General features: G+C 73.5%; 26 protein-coding genes. 15 read left to right on the top strand and 11 right to left on the bottom strand.

Translation table 11 applies throughout. The features are described from left to right. Positions 1–42: 42 nt before the first annotated feature. The 3 genes from DFP74_RS25425 to DFP74_RS25415 are packed head-to-tail and all read left to right on the top strand — an operon-like array spanning position 43 to position 3,163. On the top strand, positions 43–1,308 hold the full coding sequence (locus DFP74_RS25425; protein WP_121185440.1) for an ABC transporter substrate-binding protein: 1,266 nt from the start codon (positions 43–45) through the stop codon (positions 1,306–1,308). Beyond that, on the top strand, positions 1,305–2,297 hold the full coding sequence (locus tag DFP74_RS25420; RefSeq protein WP_121185438.1) for a carbohydrate ABC transporter permease: 993 nt from the start codon (positions 1,305–1,307) through the stop codon (positions 2,295–2,297). The genes DFP74_RS25425 and DFP74_RS25420 overlap by 4 nt, the downstream gene beginning before the upstream one ends. Continuing rightward, positions 2,294–3,163, top strand: a complete 870-nt coding sequence (locus DFP74_RS25415) for a carbohydrate ABC transporter permease (RefSeq protein ID WP_121185436.1) — start codon at positions 2,294–2,296, stop codon at positions 3,161–3,163. Before DFP74_RS25420 ends, DFP74_RS25415 begins: the two co-directional genes overlap by 4 nt. Before the next feature lie 11 nt (positions 3,164–3,174). Here DFP74_RS25415 and DFP74_RS25410 read toward each other — a convergent pair whose 3' ends face one another. The 3 genes from DFP74_RS25410 to DFP74_RS25400 all read right to left on the bottom strand — a co-directional run bounded on the left by DFP74_RS25410 (position 3,175) and on the right by DFP74_RS25400 (position 7,815). Beyond that, positions 3,175–3,843, bottom strand: a complete 669-nt coding sequence (locus tag DFP74_RS25410; protein WP_121188510.1) for a TIGR03085 family metal-binding protein — start codon at positions 3,841–3,843, stop codon at positions 3,175–3,177. A gap of 128 nt (positions 3,844–3,971) precedes the next feature. Then, positions 3,972–5,117: a chitinase gene (locus DFP74_RS25405; protein ID WP_121188509.1), complete on the bottom strand. Its 1,146-nt coding sequence runs from the start codon at positions 5,115–5,117 to the stop codon at positions 3,972–3,974. A 100-nt stretch (positions 5,118–5,217) separates the two neighbouring features. Further along, on the bottom strand, positions 5,218–7,815 hold the full coding sequence (locus DFP74_RS25400; RefSeq protein WP_121188508.1) for a tetratricopeptide repeat protein: 2,598 nt from the start codon (positions 7,813–7,815) through the stop codon (positions 5,218–5,220). A 111-nt stretch (positions 7,816–7,926) separates the two neighbouring features. Here DFP74_RS25400 and DFP74_RS33640 point away from each other — a divergent pair, with 111 nt between their 5' ends. Then, positions 7,927–8,169 (top strand): hypothetical protein, encoded by a 243-nt coding sequence (locus DFP74_RS33640; protein WP_158613058.1) that lies wholly within the window; start codon positions 7,927–7,929, stop codon positions 8,167–8,169. A 183-nt stretch (positions 8,170–8,352) separates the two neighbouring features. Here DFP74_RS33640 and DFP74_RS25390 read toward each other — a convergent pair whose 3' ends face one another. Then, positions 8,353–8,784 carry a VOC family protein gene (locus DFP74_RS25390; protein ID WP_121185435.1) on the bottom strand — a complete coding sequence of 144 codons (432 nt, stop codon included), beginning with the start codon at positions 8,782–8,784 and terminating at the stop codon, positions 8,353–8,355. A 130-nt stretch (positions 8,785–8,914) separates the two neighbouring features. Here DFP74_RS25390 and DFP74_RS25385 point away from each other — a divergent pair, with 130 nt between their 5' ends. Continuing rightward, on the top strand, positions 8,915–9,589 hold the full coding sequence (locus tag DFP74_RS25385) for a GntR family transcriptional regulator (protein ID WP_233571156.1): 675 nt from the start codon (positions 8,915–8,917) through the stop codon (positions 9,587–9,589). A gap of 239 nt (positions 9,590–9,828) precedes the next feature. After that, on the top strand, positions 9,829–11,169 hold the full coding sequence (locus tag DFP74_RS25380; protein WP_121185433.1) for a TIGR01777 family oxidoreductase: 1,341 nt from the start codon (positions 9,829–9,831) through the stop codon (positions 11,167–11,169). 30 nt (positions 11,170–11,199) lie between these two features. Here DFP74_RS25380 and DFP74_RS25375 read toward each other — a convergent pair whose 3' ends face one another. After that, positions 11,200–11,949, bottom strand: a complete 750-nt coding sequence (locus DFP74_RS25375; RefSeq protein WP_121185431.1) for an SDR family oxidoreductase — start codon at positions 11,947–11,949, stop codon at positions 11,200–11,202. A gap of 80 nt (positions 11,950–12,029) precedes the next feature. Here DFP74_RS25375 and DFP74_RS25370 point away from each other — a divergent pair, with 80 nt between their 5' ends. Both DFP74_RS25370 and DFP74_RS25365 read left to right on the top strand, forming a co-directional pair. Continuing rightward, on the top strand, positions 12,030–12,503 hold the full coding sequence (locus DFP74_RS25370; protein ID WP_121185429.1) for an Rrf2 family transcriptional regulator: 474 nt from the start codon (positions 12,030–12,032) through the stop codon (positions 12,501–12,503). 197 nt (positions 12,504–12,700) lie between these two features. Beyond that, entirely contained in the window at positions 12,701–13,879 is a 1,179-nt protein-coding gene (locus DFP74_RS25365) for an MFS transporter (protein ID WP_121185427.1), read from the top strand. A 34-nt stretch (positions 13,880–13,913) separates the two neighbouring features. Here DFP74_RS25365 and DFP74_RS25360 read toward each other — a convergent pair whose 3' ends face one another. Further along, positions 13,914–15,113, bottom strand: coding sequence for an MFS transporter (locus DFP74_RS25360; protein ID WP_233571155.1), 1,200 nt, complete (start codon positions 15,111–15,113; stop codon positions 13,914–13,916). 143 nt (positions 15,114–15,256) lie between these two features. Here DFP74_RS25360 and DFP74_RS25355 point away from each other — a divergent pair, with 143 nt between their 5' ends. After that, positions 15,257–15,616, top strand: coding sequence for a helix-turn-helix transcriptional regulator (locus tag DFP74_RS25355; RefSeq protein WP_121185423.1), 360 nt, complete (start codon positions 15,257–15,259; stop codon positions 15,614–15,616). 31 nt (positions 15,617–15,647) lie between these two features. On the opposite strand, the gene DFP74_RS25350 is transcribed toward DFP74_RS25355, so the two are convergent. Genes DFP74_RS25350 through DFP74_RS25340 form a run of 3 tightly spaced genes read right to left on the bottom strand, consistent with a single transcriptional unit; the run spans position 15,648 to position 17,998 of the window. Further along, positions 15,648–16,376, bottom strand: coding sequence for a VOC family protein (locus tag DFP74_RS25350; RefSeq protein WP_121188505.1), 729 nt, complete (start codon positions 16,374–16,376; stop codon positions 15,648–15,650). A gap of 10 nt (positions 16,377–16,386) precedes the next feature. Continuing rightward, positions 16,387–17,328: a PfkB family carbohydrate kinase gene (locus DFP74_RS25345; RefSeq protein WP_121185421.1), complete on the bottom strand. Its 942-nt coding sequence runs from the start codon at positions 17,326–17,328 to the stop codon at positions 16,387–16,389. Between the two features lie 31 nt (positions 17,329–17,359). Further along, a complete protein-coding gene (locus tag DFP74_RS25340; protein ID WP_121185419.1) occupies positions 17,360–17,998 on the bottom strand; it encodes a hypothetical protein in 639 nt (212 codons plus the stop codon). Between the two features lie 193 nt (positions 17,999–18,191). On the opposite strand from DFP74_RS25340, the gene DFP74_RS25335 reads away from it, so the two are divergent. Continuing rightward, positions 18,192–18,680: a hypothetical protein gene (locus DFP74_RS25335; protein ID WP_121185417.1), complete on the top strand. Its 489-nt coding sequence runs from the start codon at positions 18,192–18,194 to the stop codon at positions 18,678–18,680. Between the two features lie 199 nt (positions 18,681–18,879). Further along, positions 18,880–19,404 carry a GNAT family N-acetyltransferase gene (locus DFP74_RS25330; RefSeq protein WP_121185415.1) on the top strand — a complete coding sequence of 175 codons (525 nt, stop codon included), beginning with the start codon at positions 18,880–18,882 and terminating at the stop codon, positions 19,402–19,404. A 127-nt stretch (positions 19,405–19,531) separates the two neighbouring features. On the opposite strand, the gene DFP74_RS25325 is transcribed toward DFP74_RS25330, so the two are convergent. Together DFP74_RS25325 and DFP74_RS34005 are read right to left on the bottom strand one after the other, a co-directional pair. After that, on the bottom strand, positions 19,532–19,732 hold the full coding sequence (locus tag DFP74_RS25325; protein WP_121185413.1) for a DUF2795 domain-containing protein: 201 nt from the start codon (positions 19,730–19,732) through the stop codon (positions 19,532–19,534). A gap of 522 nt (positions 19,733–20,254) precedes the next feature. Continuing rightward, positions 20,255–20,401 carry a hypothetical protein gene (locus DFP74_RS34005; RefSeq protein ID WP_199725781.1) on the bottom strand — a complete coding sequence of 49 codons (147 nt, stop codon included), beginning with the start codon at positions 20,399–20,401 and terminating at the stop codon, positions 20,255–20,257. 155 nt (positions 20,402–20,556) lie between these two features. Between DFP74_RS34005 and DFP74_RS25315 the strand changes: the two genes are divergently transcribed. From DFP74_RS25315 to DFP74_RS25300, 4 genes are read left to right on the top strand one after another with little or no spacing between them, the layout of a single operon-like run. Then, positions 20,557–21,591 carry an iron-siderophore ABC transporter substrate-binding protein gene (locus DFP74_RS25315; protein ID WP_121185411.1) on the top strand — a complete coding sequence of 345 codons (1,035 nt, stop codon included), beginning with the start codon at positions 20,557–20,559 and terminating at the stop codon, positions 21,589–21,591. 2 nt (positions 21,592–21,593) lie between these two features. Then, positions 21,594–22,634 carry an iron ABC transporter permease gene (locus DFP74_RS25310; protein WP_199725780.1) on the top strand — a complete coding sequence of 347 codons (1,041 nt, stop codon included), beginning with the start codon at positions 21,594–21,596 and terminating at the stop codon, positions 22,632–22,634. Continuing rightward, on the top strand, positions 22,631–23,707 hold the full coding sequence (locus tag DFP74_RS25305; RefSeq protein ID WP_121185407.1) for an iron chelate uptake ABC transporter family permease subunit: 1,077 nt from the start codon (positions 22,631–22,633) through the stop codon (positions 23,705–23,707). The genes DFP74_RS25310 and DFP74_RS25305 overlap by 4 nt, the downstream gene beginning before the upstream one ends. Then, entirely contained in the window at positions 23,704–24,531 is an 828-nt protein-coding gene (locus DFP74_RS25300) for an ABC transporter ATP-binding protein (RefSeq protein ID WP_121185405.1), read from the top strand. Before DFP74_RS25305 ends, DFP74_RS25300 begins: the two co-directional genes overlap by 4 nt. Positions 24,532–24,539 lie beyond the last annotated feature (8 nt).

Here is a 24,539-nt window from a genome sequence, read left to right as displayed (position 1 = left end):
AGCGGGTCGTGGGACGGGTCGGCCACCCGGGGAGGAGTTCTCATGCGCTCACGATGGCGGTCGGTCGCGGCGGGGGCGCTGGGGCTGTCCCTGGCGGTCTCGGCCTGCGGCGGGGGCGGGCAGGACGGAGGCGAGAGCGAGGTCGAGGTCTTCTCCTGGTGGACCGGCGGCGGTGAGGAGGCCGGACTGAACGCCCTCATCGAACGGTTCGAGACCGAGAACCCCGACGTCGAGTTCGTCAACGCGGCCGTGGCCGGGGGCTCGGGCACCAACGCCCAGGCGGTCCTGGAGGGCCGCCTGCAGAGCCAGGATCCCCCCGACTCCTTCCAGGGCCACGCCGGCGCGGAGCTCCAGGACTACATCGAGGCCGGGTACCTGCAGCCCCTCGACGGCTTCTTCGACGAGCAGGGCCTGCACGAGGCCTTCCCCGACCAGCTGGTCGAACAGATCTCCTACGAGGGCAGCGTCTACTCCGTGCCCGTGAACATCCACCGCTCCAACGTCCTCTGGTACAACCCCTCCGTGCTGGAGGAGGCCGGGGTCGAGGGCCCGCCCGAGACCCTGGACGAGCTGATCGAGGCGATGGAGGCGGTCGAGACCGAGACCGACGCCATCCCCATGGCCGTCGGCGCGCAGTGGACCGTCGACCACCTGCTGGAGTCGGTGCTCCTGGGGTCCCTCGGAACCGAGGCCTACAACGCCCTCTGGGAGCCGGGCGCCGACTGGGACACCCCGGAGATGGCCGAAGCGCTCGCGACCTTCGAGGAGGTCATGGCCCACACCCAGGAGGAGTCGGCCGCCGAGGACTGGCAGGAGGCCGCGCGGCGCGTCTCCGACGGCGAGGCCGCGTTCAACATCATGGGGGACTGGGCCGCCGGCTACTTCGACGAGCTCGGCGCGATCCCGGAGGAGGACTACGCGTGGGCGGCCTCCCCCGGTACCGAGGGCACCTACATGTGGCTCTCGGACAGCTTCACCCTCCCGGAGGGCGCGCCCCACGAGGAGCACGCCCTGAGCTGGCTGGAGATCGTGGCCAGCAAGGAGGGCCAGGACACCTTCAACCCGCTCAAGGGCTCCATCCCGGCCCGTGCGGACGCCGAGCCCGCCCACTACGCCGACAACCCCTACCTGGAGTCGGCCCTGGCGGAGTGGCAGTCCGGCCCCGAGTTGGCGGGCTCGTTCTGGCACGGGGTGACCGTCGGCAACCGGTGGAAGAACGACGTCGACACCGCCGTGGGCCTCTACCTCCAGAACGGGGACCTGGACGAGCTCAACGAGGCCCTGCACCAGGCCGCCCAGACCGAATGAGCGAAGCGACGACCCGGTCCGGTGCCGCCGCCGCGGGCGGCACCGGACCCCGAAGACCGCGCACCGACCGCCGCGGATCGCGCGGGGCACGCCTGGTCACGCGGGTGCGGTCCTGGCTGCCCTCCCTGCTGCTGGTCTCCCCGTCGATCCTCCTCATCGGGCTGTTCGTCTACGGGATGATCGGCTGGAACACCCGGCTGGCGCTCAGCGACCAGCACCGGCCCATCGACGACGGCTCCTTCGTCGGCCTGGACAACTTCATCGCCCTGTGGGGGGAGGCCCGCTGGCCGGCCGCGGTGAACAACGCGATCGTGTTCACGGTCGTGTTCGTCGGCGGCGCCCTGCTGCTGGGCTGGTTGCTGGGATTGCTGCTGGACAAGGGCATCCGGGGCGAGCCGGTCTTTCGCACGCTGTTCCTGGCCCCGATGGCGGTGTCGTTCATCGCCACCGGCGTGGTCTGGCGCTGGCTGATGAACCCGGCTCCCGCCGAGCGCGCCACCGGGCTCAACGCCCTCTTCGTCCACTTCAACCTGGACTTCCTGGTCAACACCTGGTGGACCGCGCCCGACTTCGGGATGGCGGCCATGGCCCTGCCCGCGATCTGGCAGCTGTCGGGCTACGTGATGGCCCTGTTCCTGGCCGGATTCCGCGGCGTGCCGGAGGAGCTGCGCGAGGCGGCCCGAGTGGACGGCTGCTCGGAGTGGGGCGTGTACCGGCACGTGGTCATGCCGCAGCTGCGCCCGGTCACGCTGAGCGCCGTCATCATCATCGGCCACATGTCGCTGAAGGTGTTCGACCTGATCATCGCGATCGCCGGCCAGCAGATCGTCGCCGACGTGCCCGCCGTGTACATGTGGTCGACCGTGTTCGAGGTCCGCGATCCGGCCAAGGGCGCCACGATCGCCTCGTACCTGCTCATCGCGGTGGCGGTGTTCGTCATCCCCTACCTGGTATGGACCATGCGCAAGGAACGGAGCGAGGGGCGATGAGCCGGAGTGCGCCCGACCGGGTGATCGCCCCGGGCGGAGGGACGGCCGGCACCACCCGGCGCGGACAGGCCGTCAAGTTCGCCGTGCTGGTCGTGCTGGCGGCGTTCTTCCTGATGCCGATGTACGTGCTGGTGGTGACCGGGTTCAAACCGTTCGCCGAGGCCACCGCCGCACGCGCCTGGCTGCTCCCGCAGGCGTGGAGCACGGAGGGGTGGGCGGCGGCGTGGACCGCGCTGGCCCCGGGCCTGTGGAACAGCGTGCGCATGGTGGTGCCCGCCGCCGTGATCTCGGCGGTGCTGGGCTCGCTGAACGGCTACGTCATGGCCCGGTGGCGCTTCCCCGGCGCGGACACCGTCTTCACCCTGTTCCTGTTCGGGATGTTCATCCCCTACCAGGCGGTGATGATCCCGCTCCAGCAGATCATGGTGAGCTCGGGGCTGATGGGCGGGCTGTTCCCGCTGATCCTGGCGCACACGGTGTACGGCATCCCGATCTGCACGCTCATCTTCCGCAACTACTACGCGAGCATCCCGCACACGCTCATCGAGGCGGCGCGGGTGGACGGCGCGGGCCTGCTGCGCACCTACGCGCACGTGATCCTGCCGGTCTCGGCCCCGGCGTTCGCGGTGACGCTGATCTGGCAGTTCACGTCGGCGTGGAACGACTTCCTGTTCGCGGTCTTCCTCACCGGTCCGCGGAGCTGGCCGGTGACGGTCCAGCTGAACAACGTGGCCGGGTCGATGGTGGTGCCCTACAACCAGCAGATGGCGGCCGCGGTGCTGGCCTCCCTGCCGACCCTGCTCATCTACCTGCTGCTGGGCCGCTACTTCATGCGCGGCCTGATGGCGGGCGCCCTCAAGGGCTGAGCGGGGCTCGGTCATCGCCCCGGCAGGGGCAGGGCCTCGGCCAGGCGGGCGCGCGCCCGCGCATCCCCCTCGGCACGGACCCGCGCGTGGGAGCCGCGCCCGAAGGCGAACAGCACGAGCTCACCGGGCTCGCCGGTCACCGTGACCACCGGGATCCCCTCGCGCGCCTCGACGGTCGCACCCTCCGGGCGCCGCAGCACCAGGCCCACCGGGGACGTGGGGCCGGTCTCCAGCCGTGCCAGGGGCGAGAGCTTGCCCCACAGCGCCTCGGCCAGGCCCGCGTCGACGTCCTCGGCCGCGCCGACCGCGTCGCCGGGGTCGGTCCTCCACTCCGGCGACGCGCGGCGCACGTCCTCGGCGTGCACGTAGTACTCCACCGTGTTGGCGGCCTCGTCCGCGCCCGGCAGGGCGAACGGCGACAGCAGCGGCGGCCCGTCGCTGAACATCGACAGCAGCCGCGGGTAGGGGAGGCGGGCGTAGCGTTCCTGCACCTTCGCGGTCCAGTCGGCCAGGAAGGCGATCCTGATGCCGGCCGCCGCGTCCATCCGGTGCTCCCGCAGCACCAGGTGGGCGGCGAGTTCGGTGGTCGTCCATCCGTCGCAGAGCGTGGGGGCACCGGGTCCCGCGGCCGCCAACAGCTCGGTCAGGCGGTGCCGTTCGTTACGGGCGTGGTGGCTCATGGTCCCCACCTGTCGGGGTCGTCGGCTCGCGCTCCGGCGGCGGTCCGAGTGGCGGCCGCCGCCGGCAGGTCGCCACCACGCTATCGGTGTCCTCCCGGTCGTGCCCGGGAGGACACCGCGTGGCGTCCTCAGCCGTCCAGGTGGCGTCCGTGTTCGGTGGCGAACTCGTCGCCGCCGAACCGGTCCCAGTTGATCGACCAGGCCATCAGGCCGCGCAGCCCGGGGTGCGCGGAAGCGGGGGTGTAGCCCGAGCAGGCGGCGCCGGTGGTCAGGCAGTCCCAGGCGGCCTGGACCTGCGCCACGGAGGTGTGGCCGTTGCCGGCGTAGGGAGAGGCGGGCAGGCCGATGGCGACCTGCGCGGGATCGAGCGGGGGGAAGAAGTGCTCGGGGTCGCCCGCCACGGGAAAGCCGGTGAGGACCATGTCGGCCATCGCCTGGTGGAAGTCGGCGGTGCCCATCTGGTGGTACCGGCCGTCGAGGCCGAGCACCGGACCGGAGTTGTAGTGCTGGACGTGCAGAAGGGTGATCTGGTCGCGGAGCGCGTGGATGACCGGCAGGTAGGCGCCGGCGCGGGGATCGGCGCCGCCCCACGGGCCCTGGCCGTAGAACTGGTGGCCCACCTGCACGAAGAACGTCTCGGGAGCCATGGTGAGCACGAAGTCGTCGCCGTAGCGGGCGCCGAGGGCGCGCAGCGCCTCGATCAGGTGGGTGACGACCGGGGTGGTGGGGGAGCGGAAGTCGGTGTCGTCGGCGTCGAGGTAGAGCGAGTGGCCCTCGAAGTCGATGTCGATGCCGTCCAGGCCGTAGCGGTCGATGATCTCCGACGCCGACGACACGAAGGCGTCGCGCGCCGCGGCGGTCTCCAGCGCGACCTGGCCGTTCTGCCCGCCCACCGAGAGCACGACCTTCTTGCCGCGGGCCTGGGCGGCGTCGATCTGGGCCGTGAACTCCTGCTCGGAGGGCACGCCCGGGCACTCCTGGGCGGGGCACAGGGAGAACTCCAGCTGCCCGGAGGTGGGCGAGGTGGGTTCGGCGAAGGCCAGGTGGATGATGTCCCATTGGTCGGGGACGTCGGCCAGGTCCACCCAGCCCGATCCGTTGGCGAAGCTGGTGTGCAGGTAGCCGGCCAGCACGCGGTCGGGGAGCCGGGTGGAGCCGGAGCCGGGCGCCGTGTCCGCGGCGGCGGGGGCCGAGGTGAGGGAGGCCGCCAGCAGGAGCGCGGCGGCGGTGGCGAGCAGGCGGGGGAGTCGGGCGAGTCGGGAGGGTCGTCGCACGGGGCACTCCAAGCGGGGGTCGGTGCCATGAATAGATAGGAAACTTTCCTGTCTATTTGTGGGCGACGATAGGCTCCCGCCGCCGTGCTGTCAACGCCCGCTACTCACCGTGATCGGCGTCGGCGTCGGCCTCCGCGCGCAGGCGCGCGATATCGGCCTCGACTTCGAGGGTCTTGGGGTGGTCGGGCCCGAGGACGCGCCGCTGGTCCGGTAGAAGGGCGTCGAGGAGTGCGAGCGCGTGTGAGCGGTCGCCCACCGTGGCGAGGAGCCGGGCGCGGTGGTAGCGCGTGTTGAGGACCTGCGGATGGTCCGGGCCCAGATGCCGTTGCTGGTCGGGCATGAGCTCGTCGAGCTCCCGCAGGGCACGTGCGGGGTCGCCCGCCGCGGCCGTCCACGCGGCCATCTGGGCACGGGTGGTGAGGGTGTCGGGGTGCTTGGGCCCCAGGACGCCCAGCAGGGTCGGCAACAGGGACGTCAGGTCCTCGAGGGCTCCGTGGGGGTCGCCGGAGCGTCCGCGCCACCGCGCGAGCTGGATCCGGGCGACCAGGGTGTTGGGGTGGTCGTGGCCCATCACCCGCCGATGGTCCTCGACCAGGCCCCGCCAGTCCTCGACCGCGGCCCGCACGTGGCCCGTCTTGCCCCTCAACCCGGCCAGGTGACTCCGTGCGGTGAGGGTGTCGGGGTGCTCGCCGCCCAACACGGCCACCAGGTCGGGCAGGAGGGACTCCAGGGTCTCCAGGGCTCCCTGCGCATCGCCGGCTCGGCCGTCCCACCGGGCCATCTGCACGAGTGAGGCCAGGGTCCGGGGATGGTCCGAGCCCAGGGACCGCTCCGCGTCGGCGGCCAGGGCGCGAAACTCCTTCGCGCAGGTCGCCGCGTCACCCGACATGCCGCGCCAGAAGACGAGTTCGTACCTGGCGGTCAGTGAGTCGGGATGGTCGTGACCGAACCGGTCCGTGGCGGCCCCGGTCACCGACTCCCAGTGCTCGACGGCCTGGGAGAGGCCCCCCGATCTGCCCAGACTCCGTCCGAGCTGGAGGAGGACCGGGTGCAGGCCCTCCGCCCACAGCCACTCCCCGGCGTGTTCGAGCAGGGCCGTGGTGTTGGCCCGGAGCCGGTGGCCCAGGTCGCTGGCGTGGACGCGCATCGGCCAGACCCGTACGAGGGCGTCGGCCGCAGTGCGGGCGGTGTCGCGGTCGGGGCGGGTGGCGCGCTGTTCCCGGGTGGCCCGCTGGACCAGCCGGTGGACGCCGACGGCGGCGCCGTCTCCGGAACCCGAGCGGGTGACGAGGTGGAGCCTGGCCAGTGCGGACAGGGCGTCGTCGGCGTCGTGCCCGGTGGGCTCGGCGCGGTCCGGGTGCGCCCGGCGCAGGTACTCCAGGACGGGCGGCGAGGTCAGGGCCGCCACGGGGACACCCGTGGGGTCCAGCAGGCTGAGCAGGCGCATCATCGGCAGTGCCAGACCGCGGGGGGTGAGCGTGTCGGCGTGCTCGACCGACATCGACCACGTGGTGGCGACCGTGCGCGCGTAGTCGTCGGGCAGGCTCTCGCGCTCGGGGAACATCCTCTCCAGCGCCCCGCGCTGGTCCCGCAGCCGTGCGCGGTAGGAGGCGCAGGTCATGCTGTCGCGGCGGTCGCGGATGTAGGCGGCGGCGTGGGACAGCGCGAGCGGGAGGTGGCCCAGGTCCTCGGCCAGGGCGGCCAGTTCGGCCTCCTGCGGGGCGGCGGGGAGCTCGGCGAGCGCGGTGGCCAGGTAGGTGTGCGCCTCGTCCGGGGTGTAGGTGCCCACGTCGATGAACGCCCGGCCCCGGCCGGCCAGGGCCGTGTCGGTGCGCCGGGTGGTGACCACCAGGCGCCCCCGCGGTCCCGGGTCCGCCTCCGCGGACGCGTCCCGGGCCGTGGGCGGGGTGGCCGTGGGCGGCCACAGCCCGCGCACGTGTTCGGGCACGTCGAGGTTGTCCAGCACCACCAGCCAGCGCCGGTCGGTGGTCTGGATCCAGGTCAGGAACTGCAGGGCGGCCCGGTCGGGGTCCTCCTCGACGTGGGTGGTGAGCACGGCCCGCGCCGCGTCCGCGTAGGCCTGCACGATCGTGGCGCGCTCACCCGCCGGAACCCACACCACCAGGTCGACCGCCTCCTTCGCCAGCAGCGAGCGGGCGTGGTGGGCGGCCAGCTGGGTCTTGCCGACCCCGCCCATGCCCGACAGGACCTGGCCCAGGACCACGGTGGAGTGGTCCTCGGCGGTGTGGGACAGCCGGTCGGTCAGCTCACGGTGCTGGAAGTGGTCGGCCTCGTTGGGCAGGACGCCGACGACCACGGGCCATTCCGGTTCCGCCGCGGGGGCGTGCACGATCTGGGTGTCGATGACGGTGTGGTGGGTCGGCTGGTTGACCGTGAGGGTGCGGCCCTGGATGACGGTGCCCCTGGCGACGTCGCCCCTGACCGTGTTGGTGGTCGGTTCCGGGGCGGCCGGCACGGGCACGCGTGGAGCCGGAGCCGCCGTCGGAGCGGTCCCCTCCGCAGGGGGACGGCCGGCCCGCACGACCGCGGCGGCGGCCAGGACCACCGCGGCGGCGCACCCGGCGGCCCAGGCCACGGTCCGCCCCGAGGGGCCGCCGAAGATCAGCGCCAGCCCGGCGAGCGCGCCGAGGAGGGCGGCGGCCACGAGCCCGGCCCGGGTCCACTGTGCGGCTGTCATGGCGCACATTCTCGCGTGGAAACGTCCGTGTTGTCAGGTCTCCAGGTCAGGCGGGCTGATGTACAGCCGTTCGATGTGCGAGGCCTGGACAACGGTGCCCGACACCGGTCCGTGGACGTGGTTCCGGCCGTCGCCGGGGTCCTCGCGGGCGGCTCGCGAACGGGGCCTCAGGCCCGGCCACCGCCGCCGGGCCCCGTGCTCCAGGAGCCGCAGGAGCAGATCGGCCGCGCCCAGCGCGAGTCTGCAGGCGAACAGTCCGACCGCGAGGGCCAGCAGGAGGAGCAGCAGGGCGGAGGGGTCAAGGGCGAGCGGGGGACCGTGGGCATGCTCCGCCGTCGGCGGTGGCGCCGATAAGAGGGGCCGGGTGGCTCAGGGCCGCCGCGCCGATCTCCGTGGCCGCCCTCCTTCTCGCCTCGTGCTGCCGTGCGGTCGCGACGAGGATACCCGCACCGGGACCGGACGGGAAGGCCCCAGCGTGGGGGCAGAACACAGCCGCGCCCCCGGGAGGACGGCCCGGGGGCGCGGCGGTCAGGGGCCTCAGACGGCGAAGACCTGCGAGTCGTCGGCGAAGGCCTTGAACTCCAGCGCGTTGCCCGCGGGGTCGAGCAGGAACATCGTCCACTGCTCGCCGGGCTGTCCCTCGAAGCGGAGGTAGGGCTCGATGACGAAGTCGGTCCCGGCGGCGCGCAGGCGGTCGGCGAGCCTGTGGAACTCCGGGACCGCCAGGACGAGCCCGAAGTGCGGCACGGGGACGTCGTGGCCGTCGACCGGGTTGTGGATCTGGTCCTGCTTGGCGGGAGCCAGGTGGGTGACGAACTGGTGGCCGTGCAGGTTCCAGTCCACCCAGGTGTCGGAGCTGCGGCCCTGCTCCAGGCCGAGGACCTCGCCGTAGAAGCGGCGCGCGGCGGCCAGGTCGTCGACGGGCATGGCCAGGTGGAACCGCGGGATGGGCGAGTCGAGAACGGTCATGGTGCGGCGGCTGCCTTCCTGGGAGGGGCGCCCGGCGACCCCCGGGCTGTGCTTGTCTGAATGTTAACATTGCGACAAGCGCGTGAACAGTAGGGTGGCCTGGACACATCGACGAAGGAGAGAGCCGAGCGTGACCGAGGAACTGGGCAGGGTGGCCCCCGCCCGGCGCAGGGGGCTGGCCGACGAGGTCGCGGACCGCATCCGCGAGGCCGTCTTCAGCGGCGTCTACGCCCCGGGCGCGCAGCTGCGCGAGGTCGAGCTCTCCGGCGCGTTGGAGGTCAGTCGCGGACCGGTGCGTGAGGCCCTGCTCCGGCTGGAGCGCGAGGGCCTGGTCCGCAGCGCCTGGCACCGGGGCGCCACGGTCACGACCCTGGACCCGCGCGACATCGCCGAACTCGACAGCCTGCGCGACGCCCTGGAACGGCTCGCCGTCCAGCAGGTGGTCGCGCACGCCTCCGACGCCGACATCGCCGCCGTGGAGGCGGCCGCCGAGCGCATGGAACGCGCCGAGGACGAGCACGCCATGGTGCGCTGCGACATCGACTTCCACGACGCCGTCTACGCGGCCGCCCACCACGGCCGGCTGGAGGAGGCCTGGCGGGCCATCCGTTCGCAGGTGCACCTGTTCCTGCTGACCCGGATCGGCCGCGAGTCGCGCAACTACCTCGCCCACATCCCCGGCGAGCACCGGGAGCTCGCCGCCGCCCTGCGCTCGCGCGACGCCGAGCGCGCCCTGGAGCTCTTCGCCGCCCATCGCCGCACGGCCCTCGACGTGCTCACCGGAGCCCCGGAACCGGGGCCGTGACCTCACGCGGGCGAGCGCGTGGCGGAGCGGCCGGCCGCGTTCGACGTGCGACCGCCCCGCGCTCCGCGGGCGTGGCGCGGCCGGGCCGACCGGAACCGCTGGTGGAGCCGGAGGCCCGCGCCGCCGACTGACGCGCCGCGTGAGGAGTCCTGCTCCCGGACCCGTGACGCGCTACCGTGTCCACGGCGGCGGACCGGTGCCGCCGGCGAAGGAACGCTCCCACGAGCCCGAGGTGGACCATGGCCTTTCAGCGTTCGAGTGTGGTGCGGGCGCCCATCGACGAGGTCTTCGACTGGCACGCCCGACCGGGCGCGTTCGCCCGCCTGGCGCCGCCGTGGCAGCCGGTGCGCCCGGTCGCCGAGGCCCGTTCGCTGCGCGACGGCGCCGCCGTGCTCGCCCTGCCCGGCGGCCTGCGCTGGGTGGCCGTGCACGACCCCGCCGCCTACGACCCCCCGCACCGCTTCGCCGACCGGCTCGCCTCGCCGCCGCTGTCCACCGTCCTGCGCTGGGTCCACACGCACGACTTCGCGGCGGAGACCGAGCAGAGCACCCGGGTCACCGACCGCGTCGACACCTCGGTGCCCGAGGCCGCGCTGCGGTCCATGTTCACCTACCGCCACGCCCAGCTCGCCGAGGACCTCGACGCCCTGCGGCGCAGCCGGGCGTGGGGGAGCGGACCGGTGACGGTGGCGGTCACGGGCTCCGGCGGGCTCATCGGGTCGGCGCTCACCGCCCTGCTCACCACGAGCGGGCACCGGGTGGTCCGGCTGGTGCGCGGCAGGGCCGAGCGCCCGGACGAACGGCACTGGGACCTCGACCGGCCGGCGAAGGACCTGCTCCAGGGTGTCGACGCCGTCGTCCACCTGGCGGGCGAGCCCCTGTTCGGCCGGTTCAACGCCGCGCACAAAGCGGCCGTCCGCGACAGCCGGGTCGGGCCGACCCGTGCGCTGGCACGGTGCGCCGCGGACACCCCGGACGGTCCGCGCGTGTTCGTCTCGGCCTCCGGGATCGGCTACTACGGTCCGCGGCGCGGGGACGAGGTCCTCACCGAGGACAGTCCGCGCGGCGAGGGGTTCCTGGCCGAGGTCGTCGCCGACTGGGAGGCGGCGACGGCCCCGGCGGCCGAGGCGGGGCTGCGGTGCGTCCAGGTGCGCACCGGCATCGCACAGTCGCCCCGGGGCGGCGCGCTCGGAGTGCAGCGGCCCCTGTTCTCGGCGGGGGTGGGTGGCCCGATCGGCGACGGCCGCCAGTGGACGTCCTGGATCGGTATGGACGACCTCACCGACATCTACCTGCGCGCGGTCCTGGACGAGGGCCTGTCCGGTCCGGTCAACGCGGTGGCGCCCCACCCGGTGCGCGGGCGGACCTACGCCCTCGTCCTGGGCTCGGTGCTACGGCGTCCGGCACTGGTGCCGGTCCCCGCGTGGGGGCCGGGGCTGCTCCTGGGCGCGGAGGGCGCGAAGGAGACGGCCCTGGCCGACCAGCGCGTGCGCCCGGAACGGCTGATCGCCGCCGGCCACCACTTCCGCCACCCGCGGCTGGACCAGGCCCTGGCCCACCTCTTCGGCCGTACCCGCTGAGGTCCGTCCGGACCGGGCCCGCCTGCGTCGCTAGGCCTCGCGCTGCTCCGCGAGCCAGGAGTCGAAGGTGGTCGGGGCGAGGCGGGCGCCCTCGCCCGGCAGGAGCACCTCCCCGGCCATCGACGGCCCGAAGAGCCCGGACCAGGTCGGGACGAGCCTGACGTCCTTCCCGCGCGCGGCGTGGGTGCGCCGGGCCATGTCGACGAGGTCCTGCGTCTGCGGCCCGGCGAGGTCGCGGTAGCGCCCCTGGGGATCGCCCGCCGCCACCTCCGCGAGCACGTCGGCCACGTCCGCGGGCGCGATCGGCTGGACGAGCAGGGGAGCGATGGCGGCGACCCCGTCCTGCTCCGTCCACGAGGCCACCATGGCGGCGAAGTCGTGGAACTGGGTGGCCCGCACGATGGTCCACGGCACCGGGCCGTCGGCGACCAGGCGCTCCTGCTCCCGCTTGCCGGCGTAGTGCGCGTTGCCGTCGACCGCGTCGACCCCGACGATCGACAGCAGCACGTGGTGGCGCACCCCCGCCCTCTCCTCGGCGGCGAGCAGGGTCCGTGTGGTGGTGCCGAAGTAGGCCACGGTCTCGGACCGGTCGGTGCCGGTGTGGTTGGTGGCGTCGACGACGGCGTCGACCCCGGCGAGGGCGCCGTCGAGGCCCTCCCCCGTGGTCAGGTCCACACCGAGCGACCGGCTGATGGGGACGACCTGGTGGCCGCCCCGTTCCAGGGCGGCGACGGTCAGGGATCCGATGTTGCCGGTCGCTCCGGCGATGGCGATGCGCATGGTGCCCTCCTGGGCTTCGACTACGGCGGAGCGTATCTCGGACTAAAAAGATCCGCAATGTCTGCGATATCATCACGGGTATGAAGCTTCCAGCGAGCACCGAATGGGTCCTGCACTGCGCCACGTCCCTGGCCCAGCTCGAACCGGGCGCCACCGCGTCCGCGGCCCAGCTCGCCGCCCACTTCGACCTGCCGGCCGCCTACCTGGCCAAGCAGTTGCAACCGCTGGTCAAGGCCGGTGTGCTCGCCGCGACGACCGGCCCCCGGGGTGGCTTCCGCCTCGCCCGGGCCCCCGCCGAGATCACCCTGCTGCAGATCGTCGAGGCGGTCGACGGCGCGTCCCCGCCGTACGAGTGCCGGGAGATCCGCCAACAGGGCCGTGGCGCCCTGCCGCCCGAGGACTGCCGCCACACCTGTGTGCTCGCCGCCAAGATGGCCGAGGCCCACGCCGCGTGGCGGGCCAGCCTCGCCGCGGTCTCCCTCGGCGACATCCTCGCCGAGCTGCCCGCCTGGGCGCCCGCCCGCACCCGCTCGCTCCTGGGCTCCCCGCGCTGATCCGGGGGCCCCGTCCCGGTCCCCACGGCGACGGGCGTCGACGGCCCGCCCGGCCGCACCCGTTCGCGACGAGCGGCACCCACGGCACGGTCTAGCCGGGGGGCGCCTCGATCGGCGGCCGAGGTGACATGGGATGATCCCCTGTCGTTTCCTGGTGACCGACGGGAGCGGCAGGGGCCGGACGGGGAGGGCACACCATGACGGGGACGGGCGCGGGCACGGCGGGACGGTGGCTGTGGCCGCTGCTGGCGAGCGTGGTGTTCACCCACACCGCCCTCAACATCGCCCGGCCGCTCATCTCCTACCGGACCATCGCCCTGGGCGGCGACGCCGTCGCGGTCGGCCTCATCACCGCCGCCTACGCATTGCTGCCCCTGCTGATCGCGGTGTCGGTCGGCCGGGCGACCGACCGCTCCCGGCGCATCGCCTGGATCGTGGGCGTGGGCGGGGCGATCCTCGCGGTGGGGTGTGTCTGCCTGGCCGCCACCACGGGCCTGGTCTCCCTCGCGGTCGGCAGCACGGTGGTGGGCGTGGGGCACCTGCTGTGCATGGTCGCCGGCCAGGGGCTGATCGCCCGGTTCTCCCCGGCCGAGCACCTGGACCGCGACTTCGGGTGGTTCACCGCCGCGGCGTCGCTGGGCCAGCTCGCCGGGCCGCTGATCTCCGGGGTCCTGCTCGCCGACTCCTCCGGTCCGGCCCTGCTCACGGCGACCTCGACGGCCCTGGGTGTGGCCGGAGTGACGGCCGTCCTGGGCGCGGCGGCGGTCGTCCCCCTGCTGCGGCTGCGCTCGGCGGCGCACCCCGCCCAGGGGTCGGTCCCGGTCGTGGGAGCGCGCGAGATCCTGACCCGGCGCCGGATGCCGTCGGCGCTGCTGACGAGCCTGGCGCTGCTCACCGCCGTGGACATCCTCACCGCCTACCTGCCGCTCATCGCCGAGAGCCGGGGCATCTCGCCCATGCTCGTCGGCGTGCTGTTGAGCCTGCGCGCGGGATCCTCGCTGCTGTCCCGCCTGTGCCTGCCCTGGCTGCTCACCCGCTGGTCGCGCAAGGCCCTGATCATGGCGAGCACGGGAGTGGCCGGGCTCTCCCTGGCCCTGGTCGCCCTGCCCGGCGGCGGGCCGGTGACCCTCGGCGCGGTGCTGGTGGTCGGCGGGTTCCTCCTGGGCCTGGGCCAGCCGCTGACCATGGCCGAGGTCGCCACCCTGGCCCCGCAGGGGGCGCGCGGCGCCGCGCTGGCCCTGCGCATCTGGGGCAACCGTCTCGGCCAGGTCGCCGTCCCGGCCGCCGCGGCGGGTGTGGCGGGAGCCGTCGGCGCGCCGGGAGCACTGCTGTTCTCCGCGGTGGTGCTGTTCGCCGCCGCCGCGGCCGCCAGGTAGCTCCCGGCGCGCGTGTCCGGGGTGCGGTCGCCGATCACCGCGACCGAGCGGTGCGGTCGGCGGCCACCGCGTCCGGACGCCACAACAGGGCGGCGACGAGGGCGCACACCCCCGTGATCACCCCGGCGCCGGCCAGCACCATGACCGGGTCCAGGCCCGCGGCCCCGCCGGCCGACGGGTAGGTCAGCAGGAAACAGGCGTGGGAGAGCGAGAACTGGGCGGCGAAGACACCGGCCAGACCGCCCTCCGGCGCCGCCTCCCGCAGCAGCCTGCCCGTGGGCGCGGCCACCAGCGCGCAGCCGGCGCCCAGCACCGCCCATCCCGCACCGAGCAGCAGCGGCCCCGGGGCCCACGCCCAGCCCAGAGCCACTGCCGCCGCCCCCGCGGTGAGGACGACGGGCCCGGCGAGCATCAGGGCACGTGTGCCGAAGCGCTCCACCAGCGTTCCCAGCGCCAGCGCCACGACCATGGACCCGGCGCCGAAGCACGCCAGAGCCAACGCCACACCGGTGTCGGTGCCGCCCAGGTGGGAGCGGACGAAGACGACGGTGTCGACCAGGACCAGTGCGGTGACCACGGCCACGGCCGTGTTCAATGCCATCAGCGCCATCAGGCGCCGGTCGGTGGCGAAGGCCCGCCAGCTCGCCGCGGCCCGGCGCGGGTTCCGGGAACCGGGGGACGGTTCGGGCAGGGCGGTGGTGGCCACCAGGAGGGCGGAGGCGGCGAAGCCGAGGGCGGTCAACGCGAAGAGGCCGCCGAAGGGCACCAGGAGCAGGACCAGTGAGGCCAGGAGCGGTGCGGCCATCGCCTCCAGGTCATAGGCCAGACGCGACAGGGCCAGCGCCGAGGTGTAGCCGCGGTCGTCCACCAGTTCGGGGATGATCGCCTGGAAGGTGGGGGTGAAGGCCGCCGAGGCGCACTGGAGCACGCCGATGAGCACGTACACCTGCCACACCTGGTCCACGAACGGAAGGCACGCCACCGCCAGGGCGCGCACGATGTCCGCGCCCACGAGCACCGCCTTGCGCGGAGCCCGGCTCAGAGCCGCCGTCAGCAGCGGTCCGGCGCCCACGTAGGCGAGCATCTTGATGGTCAGAGCGGTGGCCACCACCTGCCCGGCCCGGTCCGCGGCCAGGTCGTAGGCCAGGAGGGCCAGGGCGACCGTGGCGAGCCCCGTGCCCGCCAACGCCACGACCTGGGCGAGGAACAGCCTGCGGTAGGACGCATGGTCCATCAGGACTCGCCACACCACGACCACCACCGGAAGAGAAGGGGAGCACGAACACGACACACCATACATGTGCGTACGTGCGCACATGTAAGGTGTGCGGAACGTGATCTCCGTGCCCGGCCGTCGTCACGTCCTAGACTGCGCACATGCGCACCAGCGACGAGCAGGCCGTCCCCAGCCGCGTGCACCCGGCCCCGCCCGAACCCGAGCGGCTCACCGTGGCCGCCGACGTGTTCGCCCTGCTGGCCGACCCCACCCGGCTGCACCTGCTGTGGACCCTGGCCGGGCGCGAGGCGGACGTCGGCCAGCTCACGGAGGCCTGCGGCGCCTCGCGCACCGCGGTGTCCCAGCACCTGGCCAAGCTGCGCCTGGCCGGTCTCGTGGAGTCGCGCAAACAGTCCCGGCATTCCATCTACCGACTGCGCGACGGCCACCTGCGCCGCCTGGTGCTGGAGGCCCTCAACCACGCCGACCACGTGGTGACGGGGGAGCCGTTCCACGACTGAGGCGCCGAGCCCAGGGACCGGGCGGCGGTGGTCAGGCCGCCGATCCGGTCATGAGCCCGAACTCGTTGCCCGACGGGTCGGTGAGCAGGTGCCAGGGCGCCCCGGGCTCGGACTCGGCCGGGCGCGCGCCCAGCTCCACCAGACGCCGGTGGGCGTCGGCCGCCCGCTCCCCGTCGTCCAGCCCCACCACCAGGCCCATCGCGTTGCGCGCGCCGGCGGGCTTGGTCCCGAGCTCGGGGCAGAACTCCAGGCGCGGCCCGGAGCCGTCGGGGTGGCACAGCGCGGGGTCGCCGTCGGCGCCGCCGCCGACCGGTGTCCACCCCGTGACCCGGGCCCAGAAGTCCCGGTCGGCCCGGGGCGAGACGGAGTCGATGGGCAGCGCACCGAGCCCGGGACCCGGCCCCCCGTAGCGGGCACCGGGCATCACACAGAACAAGTGGTCCTCGACGTCGGCCAGCACATGCCAGGGGACGTCGCCCTGGCCCACGTCGCGGCGGCGGGCCCCGAGCGGGAGCAGGCCCTGCGCGTACGCGTCGTGGTCGGGGCCGCCGTGCAGGTCCAGGTGGAGCCGCATGACGGCCTCCTCCGACTGGGGGGCGCGGGCCGCCAGGGCGGGAACGAGCCGGAAGGCGACACCGGGGGTGGGGAGCTCGAATCCGGCCGCCCCGTGCGCGCGGGCGGGGACGCCCAGGGCGGCGGACCAGAAGCGGGCCTGATCCGACGGGTTCCGTGCTTCGAGTGCGATCGCGTGGAGATACATGCCGCGCACTCTAGAACAGGAGTACGACGGACTCGGCCAGGAAGGCGTCCGTCTCCGCCGAGGTCGGGGCGGTGGCCGATCCGCGCCGGGTCACCGCCAGGGCGGCGGCCGCGTTGGCCCGGTAGGCGGCCGTCCGGGGAGACAGGCCCGCGGCCAGGGCGGCGGTGAACACGCCCACGTGCGCGTCGCCCGCTCCGGTGGTGTCCAGGGCCTGAACGGCGAACCCGGGTACCCGCTGTGCCGTGCCGTCCCTTCCGGCCACCACGCAGCCGGCCGCGGAGTCGCGCACGACCACCACGCCCCCGGGGCGGATGCGCGGGACGAGGTGCGCGGCGGCCTCCTCGGGCCGGGCGTGCCCGGTCACGGCCGCCGCCTCCCCGGCGCTGAGGCTCAGCACGTCCACGCGGGCCAGGGCCCGCTCCAGCGACTCCTGGGGGATGTCGCCCACGACCGGCGCGGGATCGAGGACCAGGCGCACCTCCTCCGGAAGGTCGCCGACCCAGGTGAGGAGCTCGTCGGCGCGCGGCCCGGGCAGCAGCGAGTACCCCACGGTGTAGACGAAGTCGCCCGGCGCCGGCCGCAGGGCGCGCAGCTCGGTCAGGGACAGGTCCATCTCCGCGCCGAGGCGGGTGACGAAGGACCGTTCCGCGTCGCCGTCGACCAGCGCCACGCAGAAGCCGGTGTCCGCGTCGGGGCGGCGGGCGTGCGCCACCCCCGCCCCTTCGGAGCGCAGCGCGGCACGGACCAGGTCCCCGTGCGGTCCGCTGCCGTGCGCGCCCGCGTAGACCACGTCCATGCCCGCGCGCGCGGCGGCGGCGATCACGTTGAACCCGCCCCCGGCCTGGGTCCGCGCGGAGGAGGCGAACACGCCCTCGCCGGTGCGGGGGAGGGCGTCGACCGCCATCACGATGTCGACGATCACCGGTCCCACGTGCAGGAGGCGGGCAGTCATGGCAGGGGTTCCTCGAAGGTCGCAGGGGTGTTCAGGGCACGAGCCGGAAGGAGGCGAACACCTCGTCGGCGACGTGCTCGTATTCGGTCCGGTTCGCGGCCGGGACCATGAACTGGAGGGAGGTCGTCACACCCTCGCCGTCGAGGGCGAGCTGCCAGCGCATCCACCGGTCCGGCCGGTCCCAGACCGTGGACGTGTAGGTGGCCTCCAGCTCGGAAGTGCTCGCGCCGTCCGGTCCGGAGGCTCCCTCCCTGAGCTCGGTCCGGCGCCATTGTGAGACGCGGGAATCGGTCGCGAGGTCGGTTTCAGCGGTCTTGTGGTGCTCACGGGCACTGAACGCCGGGTCCTCCTCCAGGTCGGCGACGTAGAGGCAGATCTGGTGCTCACCGTCGGGTGCGGTGATCAGATACTTGATGACGACGTCGGCGTAGTAGTCCGTGACGTCTTCGAGTTCCCAGCCCAGGGGGTACCGGAGGGTGACGTGATCATCGCTGAAAACCGTGTACTCGGGGGAGTGTGAGGCCTGCGCCTCTTCCGACTCATCGGCCGCATCCACCCTCTCGGCCGCTTCGACCGCGGGTGCGGACCGGTGGTCGGACACGGCCACGAGCGTTCCGGCGACCACCAGGGTGCACACGAGGGCGAGCCCGATCAGGAGCGGTCCGCGCATCCGGGAGCGTGGGTGGGGGAGTGCGGCCGCGGGGTCGTCGGCCGCGGATCGCCGAGGGTCCCTGGAGTGTTCCGGGTTCTGCACGTGGGCCTCCAGCGTGGGGGATGAGGCTGCGACCACCCTAGCCTTGCCCCTATCGGCGAACACGCGGGCCCACAGGACGGCTCCCCGGATCAGCAGGAGGACGGCACACGTGCCCATCGATGACCGGCGGGGCCGGGAACTGCTTCGGCGACTCGACGACCCCGACCACCTGGAGTTCCCCCCGGATTACGACGACGCCGCCACCGGCGCGCGTTTCGCCCGTCTCGTGACCCGCCTGAACGATCGGTTCGACTGCGCCTGCGGCGTCGACCGGTGCGTCGAGGACGCCTCGTATCACGGGACGGTCATCGTCCCGGCCACCGCCACGGACTGCGGAAGGCACATCACGGTGACCGTGAGCAACTTCGGTGACCTCGCGGCCGTGACCCTGAGCCACCCCGGACGTCAGGACGGGGAGAAGGAACGCGCGCTCTTCCGGAGCACCGACCGTCCTCGCGTCGAAGGCGAACTGGAGGCCCTCGGCTACGTCAGCATCTCGGAGCACCTGCTGGGGAGCCGCTACGGCGGCGACAACGACTTCGACTCCTCGCCGGGGAGCTCCCTGACGTGGTGGCTCCGCTTCTTCGACTACCCGTGAGCCGCGTCCGCGCCGCCGGGTACGTGCCCCGCATCCTGCGGGACGGGCCCGAACGGCGCGAATTCCAGTGGAGCCGAGAGATCGACGTCCCTCACTATGTCCGAGCGACCGGAGAAAGAACACCGTCGGTGTCGGCGGCCGGAACGACCGGCGACGCCGCCTCGTCGCGCAAGACGCCCCCGAGGACGAAAGGGCCGGGATGGAACCGGAGAACCGAACGCGCGTGACCGAGCGGCTGCGGCTGGAGCCCGTCGGCCCCGCTCTGGTCGAGGACCTGTGGCTCCTGCACCAGGACGCGGGCATCGCCCGGTGGTACGGCGGGACCTGGACCCGGGAGGAGGCGCGGGAGCGCGCCGTGAACATGGGGCGGACCTGGGAGAGCGGCGGTGTGCACAAGTGGCTCGCCTACGACCGGGAGTCGGGCGGGCTGGTGGGGCGCGGCGGGCTCTCCTGCAAGGAGGTCGACGGCGCCCGCCGGTTGGAGGTCGGATGGGCGGTCCGCGAGCGTCTGTGGGGGCACGGCTACGCGAGTGAGATCGGCCGCGCGTCCCTGGCGCTGGCCTTCGAGGACCTGGGAGCCGACGAGGTGGTCGCGTTCACCGAGGTGGACAACCTGCGGTCCCGCGCCGTCATGGAACGGCTCGGGTTCACACGCCCGCGCCGGATCCGCCACCGTGGCGAACCCTTCGTCCTGTACGTGCTGAACCGGCCCACGGCTCGGTGACGCGGTCGACCGGGTCACGGCCGGGACGCGACCGGTGACCGCCGGTGCGGGCCCGGCCGCCACGAACCGGCGGGGGCGGTGCGCCTCCGCCGGTGGGCGCCGGGCCGGGGCGCCGGTCTCGGCGCTGTTACGAGCGGGGGACGCTCGCCAGGTGCGGCCACAGGGTGCGCAGGTTCGCGTACATGCCCTCGGGCAGCAGCCCGAGCGCGGTCAGAACGGGCTCGGGAGCCCCGTGCTGGTCGGCGGCGGCGATGATCTGCGTGCGGGTCATCCCGCCTGTGGTGAACGATCCGTCGAGGTAGTCCGCGATATCTGTTCGGGTGACCAACGCCAGTACCTCCAGGATTGTGCGCGCGCGGCGCACATGAGTGGGTGGCGGAACGGGCCAACGTGAGGCGGTGGAGTCCGTGCCGCCACGGAAAGGGCGGTGCGCGCGGTTCGCGGGTCCGTTTCCGGGCCCGGCCCCACCCTCGAGGGAGAGTCGGGTCCGGCCCGGCGTGAACACGCGGCCGCGTGCGCCCTACCCTTGAGTGTGCGCCATCGCGGCCCCCACTCGCGCCCCGGGGGGTGGCGATCGGGGGCCGATTCCTGGTGAAACCTTCGCGCGACCCGGTCGGCCGGCCGGCCGCACCCACCGGCGCAGGACGTCGATCGTGGTGTCGGGAGAGGTGTCGAAGCAGAACACGATGCCCGGCACCGACGCGTCGAGCCGGTTCACCACCCGTTCGAAGGGCAGTGTGCGCTCCGGCGCCATGCGCAGGCCCGCACGGATCATGACCACCCGGAACGACTGCCCCGCCACGCTTGCGCGCACTTTCCGCTCCGCCTCGTCGAGGTCGGCGGGGACCTGTCACGTGACGATGTCGTGGCCCGCCTCGCGCAGCGCCGACTCGCCCGCCGCGATGCGCGCCCTGAGCGTCTGCTCGTCGATCCGCGGACAGCGGCTGAAATCGACGGCGCTCGGATGCGGCCCGGGCGAAAGAACAGTGTGACCCATGGAACGTCCTCTCGTCCTCGCCGCCGCAGCGTAGCCCCGGGATCTTTGTGTCCACCACGGGCCTTTTGCGCCCACCCTCCCGAAACGTGCCGGTTCGCGAAGCTGCTAACTTAGGTGAGCCTACCCTCATTCCTTCACGAGTGGGACTACTTCTCATGCGCACATTCCGGTTTCCGGCCCTGACCACAGCCGCCGTCGCCGCCCTCCTGCTCTCCGCCTGCGGGACCGGGGCCGAGGCGGAGGACGCCGTCGCCGAAGGGGGCTCAGGCGAGTTCCCCATCGTCATCGAGCACGCCCTCGGCACCACCACCATCGAGGAGCGGCCCGAACGCGTCGCCACCGTCAACTGGGCCAACCACGAGGTTCCACTCGCGCTGGGCGTCGTGCCCGTCGGCATGGCCTCCGCCGACTTCGGCGACGACGATGACAACGGCGTCCTGCCGTGGGTCGAGGAGGAGCTCGACGAACTCGGCGCGGACACCCCGGTGCTCTTCGACGAGAACGACGGCATCGACTTCGAGGCCGTCGCCGACACCCGGCCGGACGTCATCCTGGCCACCTACTCCGGGCTGACCCAGGAGGACTACGACACCCTGAGCGAGATCGCCCCCGTCGTGGCCTACCCCGACGCCCCCTGGGCCACGCCCTGGCGCGAGATCATCCGGCTCAACAGCCAGGCCATCGGCATGGCCGACGAGGGCGAGGAGCTGATCGCCGACCTCGAGGCGGAGATCGAGGCGACCGTCGCGGAGTACCCGCAGCTCGAGGGCAAGTCGGCCATGTTCATGACCCACATCGACGCCACCGACGTCAGCGAGATCGGTTTCTACACCACGAACGACACCAGGACCCTCTTCTTCGAGGACCTGGGCATGGTCATCCCCGACAGCGTCGAGCAGGCCTCCGCCGACTCCGACCAGTTCTCCCTCACCCGCAGCGCCGAGCAGATCGACGAGTTCGACGACGTCGACATCATCACGGGCTACGGCGACGAGACCGGCGAACTCCTCCAGACCCTGCGCGAGGACCCGCTGGTGTCGAAGCTGCCCGCCGTGGAGCGCGACTCGATCTACCTCCTGCCCGGCAGCACGCCGCTGGGCACGGCCGCGAACCCCACCCCGCTGTCCATCTCCTGGGTCCTCGAGGACTACGTCGCGGAGCTCGCCGCGGCCGCCGACAAGGTCGAGTGAGCATGGTCGACTCTCCTCCCGCACCGGACACCGCCGTCGCCCCGCGGCGTTCGGTGCGGGTACGGATGCTCTGGCTCGCCGTGTCCCTGGCCGTCCTGGCGCTGACCATGCTGGCCTCGGTCGCGTGGGGCTCGCGTGTCGTGGGCGCCGACGACGTGCTCGCGGCCCTCGGCGGCGCGGACGAGACCCTGGAGCAGGCCGCCGTCGCCAAGCGGATCCCGCGCACGCTGCTCGCGGTGGCCGTCGGCGCGGCGCTGGGCCTGTCCGGCGGCGTGATGCAGGGCGTGACCCGCAACCCGCTGGCCGACCCGGGCATCCTGGGCATGAACATGGGGGCGTCGCTGGCTGTGATCACCGGTGTGGTCTTCTTCGGCCTGGCCGCACCCACCTCCTACATCTGGGTGGCGATCGCGGGCGCCACCGCCGCGGCGCTGTTCGTCTACACCGTCGGATCGCTGGGCCGGGGCGGGGCCACCCCGCTCAAGCTCGCGCTCGCCGGGGCCGCCACCACCGCCGCGTTCGCCTCGCTCGTCCGGGCCATCGTGCTGCCCCGCAACGACGTGGCCGGCGGGTTCCAGATGTGGCAGATCGGCGGGGTGGGCGGTGCGTCCTACGACAACATCACGCACGTACTGCCCTTCCTGCTCACCGGATTCATCCTCAGCCTGGGCTCGGCGCGGGCGCTGAACTCCCTCGCGCTGGGCGACGATCTGGCGGCCGGCCTGGGTGAGCGCGTGGCCCTCGTGCGCGCGACCGCCGGCGTCGGCGCCGTGCTGCTGTGCGGCGCCGCCACCGCGGTCGCAGGGCCCATCGCGTTCGTCGGCCTGGTCGTGCCCCACATGTGCCGGCTGCTGGTCGGCGTCGACCACCGGTGGCTGCTGCCGTTCTCCGCCCTGCTCGGCGCCGTGCTGCTGACCGCCTCCGACGTGATCGGCCGCGTCGTGGCCCGGCCGAGCGAGGTCGAGGTCGGCATCGTCACCGCGCTGGTCGGAGCCCCGGTCTTCATCCACATCGTCCGCCGGCAGAAGGTGCGTGCACTGTGACCACACCGACCACGGCGCCCGCACCGCTCGGGGCGGAGGCCGACGCCGCCGGCGTCGCCGCCGTCACCCGCGGCCGGGTCAGGCGCGCGGTCAGGAGGAACGTCGTCCTGGCCGTGCTGGCGGCGCTGATCGTCGCCGTGTTCGCCACCAGCCTGATGGTGGGGCGCACGTTCTACCCGCCGTCCGACGTCATCGCGGTCATCCTCGGTGAGCAGGTCCCCGGCGCGTCCTTCACCGTCGGGACGCTCCGCCTGCCGCGGGCGGTCCTGGCGGTGGCGGCCGGTCTCTGCTTCGGCCTGGGCGGTGTCACCTTCCAGACGATGCTGCGCAACCCCCTGGCCAGCCCCGACATCATCGGCATCAGCTCCGGCGCGGGCGCGGCGGCGGCCTTCGCCATCGTGGTGCTCTCGCTCGGGCGCACGCAGGTGTCGATCGTGGCCATCGTCGCCGGGCTGGCCGTGGCGCTGGTCGTCTACGGTCTGGCGTTCCGGGGCGGGGTCGCGGGCACCCGGCTCATCCTCATCGGCATCGGCATCGCCGCGATGCTGGACAGCCTCACCGCCTACGTCCTGTCCCGGGCGGCCGAGTGGGACCTGCAGGAGGCCATGCGGTGGCTGACCGGCAGCCTCAACGGCACGACCTGGCAGGAGACGGTGCCGGTCCTGCTGGCCCTGGCCGTCCTGGGCCCCGTCCTCCTGGGGCAGGCGCGCAACCTGTCCCTGCTGCGGCTGGGAGACGACACCGCCTCGGCCCTCGGCGTGCGCGTGGAGGTCACCCGCATCGTCGTGATCGTCGCCGCCGTCGGGCTGATCGCCTTCGCGACGGCGGCGTCCGGCCCGATCGCCTTCGTCGCCTTCCTGGCCGGCCCCATCGCGGCGCGCGTCGTGGGGCCGGGCGGTTCCCCGCTGGTGCCCGCCGCGCTCGTCGGGGCGCTCCTGGTGCTCGTCGCCGACCTCGTCGGCCAGCACGCCCTCGGTCTGCGCTACCCGGTCGGCGTCGTGACCGGTGTGCTCGGCGCGCCCTACCTCGTCTACCTGATCATCCGCACCAACCGCGTGGGAGGCTCCCTGTGACCGCGACCCACTCACTCCGCATCGAGGACCTCGCCCTGGGCTACGGCGACCGCACGGTCATCGAACAGCTCGACCTCGTCGTCCCGCCCGGCCGCATCACGGCGATCGTCGGCGCGAACGCCTGCGGGAAGTCGACGCTGCTGCGGTCGATGTCGCGCCTGCTCGCGCCGCGCAAGGGCAGGGTAGTGCTCGACGGCAGGGAAGTGCACCGCACACCCGCCAAGGAGCTGGCGCGCACGCTGGGCCTGCTGCCGCAGTCGCCGGTCGCGCCCGAGGGGATCACGGTCGCGGACCTGGTGGGCCGCGGCCGCCACCCCCACCAGGGGATGTTCTCCCGCTGGAGCAAGGAGGACGACGCGGCCGTGGCCTCGGCCCTGGCGGCGACCGAGACCACGGAGCTCGCGGAGCGGTCGGTGGACGAGCTCTCCGGCGGTCAGCGCCAGCGCGTGTGGATCGCGATGGCGCTGGCCCAGCGGACCGACCTGCTGCTGCTGGACGAACCGACGACGTTCCTGGACGTGAGCCACCAGATCGAGGTGCTCGACCTGCTCACCGATCTCAACCGGGAGCGCGGCACGACGATCGTCATGGTGCTGCACGACCTCAACCTGGCCGCCCGCTACGCCGACCACCTCGTCGCGCTCGCCGGGGGCCGGCTGCACGCGGCGGGGGAGCCGGCGCAGGTGCTCACGGAGGAGGGGGTGCGCGCGGTCTTCGGCCTGGACAGCCGGGTCATCGTCGACCCGACCTCGGGCCGGCCGCTGATGCTCCCGCTCGGCCGCCATCACGTGAGCCGGGAGTCCGACCTGGTGGGCGAGGCCTGACCGGCCGG

Source organism: Nocardiopsis sp. Huas11 (assembly GCF_003634495.1).
Taxonomy (GTDB): Bacteria; Actinomycetota; Actinomycetes; order Streptosporangiales; family Streptosporangiaceae; genus Nocardiopsis.
The sequence above is the reverse complement of the archived record's forward strand: the minus strand, read 5'-3'. Positions and strand labels throughout refer to the sequence as shown.

What these genes read in the sequence shown, in the direction of transcription:
- DFP74_RS25420 (WP_121185438.1), top strand. Translation starts at nt 1,305, where the DNA reads ATGAGCGAAGCGACGACCCGGTCCGGTGCCGCCGCCGCGGGCGGCACC.
- DFP74_RS25400 (WP_121188508.1), bottom strand. Translation starts at nt 7,815, where the DNA reads ATGACAGCCGCACAGTGGACCCGGGCCGGGCTCGTGGCCGCCGCCCTC.
- DFP74_RS34005 (WP_199725781.1), bottom strand. Translation starts at nt 20,401, where the DNA reads ATGGGTCACACTGTTCTTTCGCCCGGGCCGCATCCGAGCGCCGTCGAT.
- DFP74_RS25330 (WP_121185415.1), top strand. Translation starts at nt 18,880, where the DNA reads ATGGAACCGGAGAACCGAACGCGCGTGACCGAGCGGCTGCGGCTGGAG.
- DFP74_RS25310 (WP_199725780.1), top strand. Translation starts at nt 21,594, where the DNA reads ATGGTCGACTCTCCTCCCGCACCGGACACCGCCGTCGCCCCGCGGCGT.
- DFP74_RS25350 (WP_121188505.1), bottom strand. Translation starts at nt 16,376, where the DNA reads ATGTATCTCCACGCGATCGCACTCGAAGCACGGAACCCGTCGGATCAG.
- DFP74_RS25380 (WP_121185433.1), top strand. Translation starts at nt 9,829, where the DNA reads ATGGCCTTTCAGCGTTCGAGTGTGGTGCGGGCGCCCATCGACGAGGTC.
- DFP74_RS25410 (WP_121188510.1), bottom strand. Translation starts at nt 3,843, where the DNA reads ATGAGCCACCACGCCCGTAACGAACGGCACCGCCTGACCGAGCTGTTG.
- DFP74_RS25345 (WP_121185421.1), bottom strand. Translation starts at nt 17,328, where the DNA reads ATGACTGCCCGCCTCCTGCACGTGGGACCGGTGATCGTCGACATCGTG.
- DFP74_RS25390 (WP_121185435.1), bottom strand. Translation starts at nt 8,784, where the DNA reads ATGACCGTTCTCGACTCGCCCATCCCGCGGTTCCACCTGGCCATGCCC.
- DFP74_RS25375 (WP_121185431.1), bottom strand. Translation starts at nt 11,949, where the DNA reads ATGCGCATCGCCATCGCCGGAGCGACCGGCAACATCGGATCCCTGACC.
- DFP74_RS25315 (WP_121185411.1), top strand. Translation starts at nt 20,557, where the DNA reads ATGCGCACATTCCGGTTTCCGGCCCTGACCACAGCCGCCGTCGCCGCC.
- DFP74_RS25355 (WP_121185423.1), top strand. Translation starts at nt 15,257, where the DNA reads ATGCGCACCAGCGACGAGCAGGCCGTCCCCAGCCGCGTGCACCCGGCC.
- DFP74_RS25415 (WP_121185436.1), top strand. Translation starts at nt 2,294, where the DNA reads ATGAGCCGGAGTGCGCCCGACCGGGTGATCGCCCCGGGCGGAGGGACG.
- DFP74_RS25425 (WP_121185440.1), top strand. Translation starts at nt 43, where the DNA reads ATGCGCTCACGATGGCGGTCGGTCGCGGCGGGGGCGCTGGGGCTGTCC.
- DFP74_RS25360 (WP_233571155.1), bottom strand. Translation starts at nt 15,113, where the DNA reads ATGGACCATGCGTCCTACCGCAGGCTGTTCCTCGCCCAGGTCGTGGCG.
- DFP74_RS25370 (WP_121185429.1), top strand. Translation starts at nt 12,030, where the DNA reads ATGAAGCTTCCAGCGAGCACCGAATGGGTCCTGCACTGCGCCACGTCC.
- DFP74_RS25365 (WP_121185427.1), top strand. Translation starts at nt 12,701, where the DNA reads ATGACGGGGACGGGCGCGGGCACGGCGGGACGGTGGCTGTGGCCGCTG.
- DFP74_RS25340 (WP_121185419.1), bottom strand. Translation starts at nt 17,998, where the DNA reads ATGCGCGGACCGCTCCTGATCGGGCTCGCCCTCGTGTGCACCCTGGTG.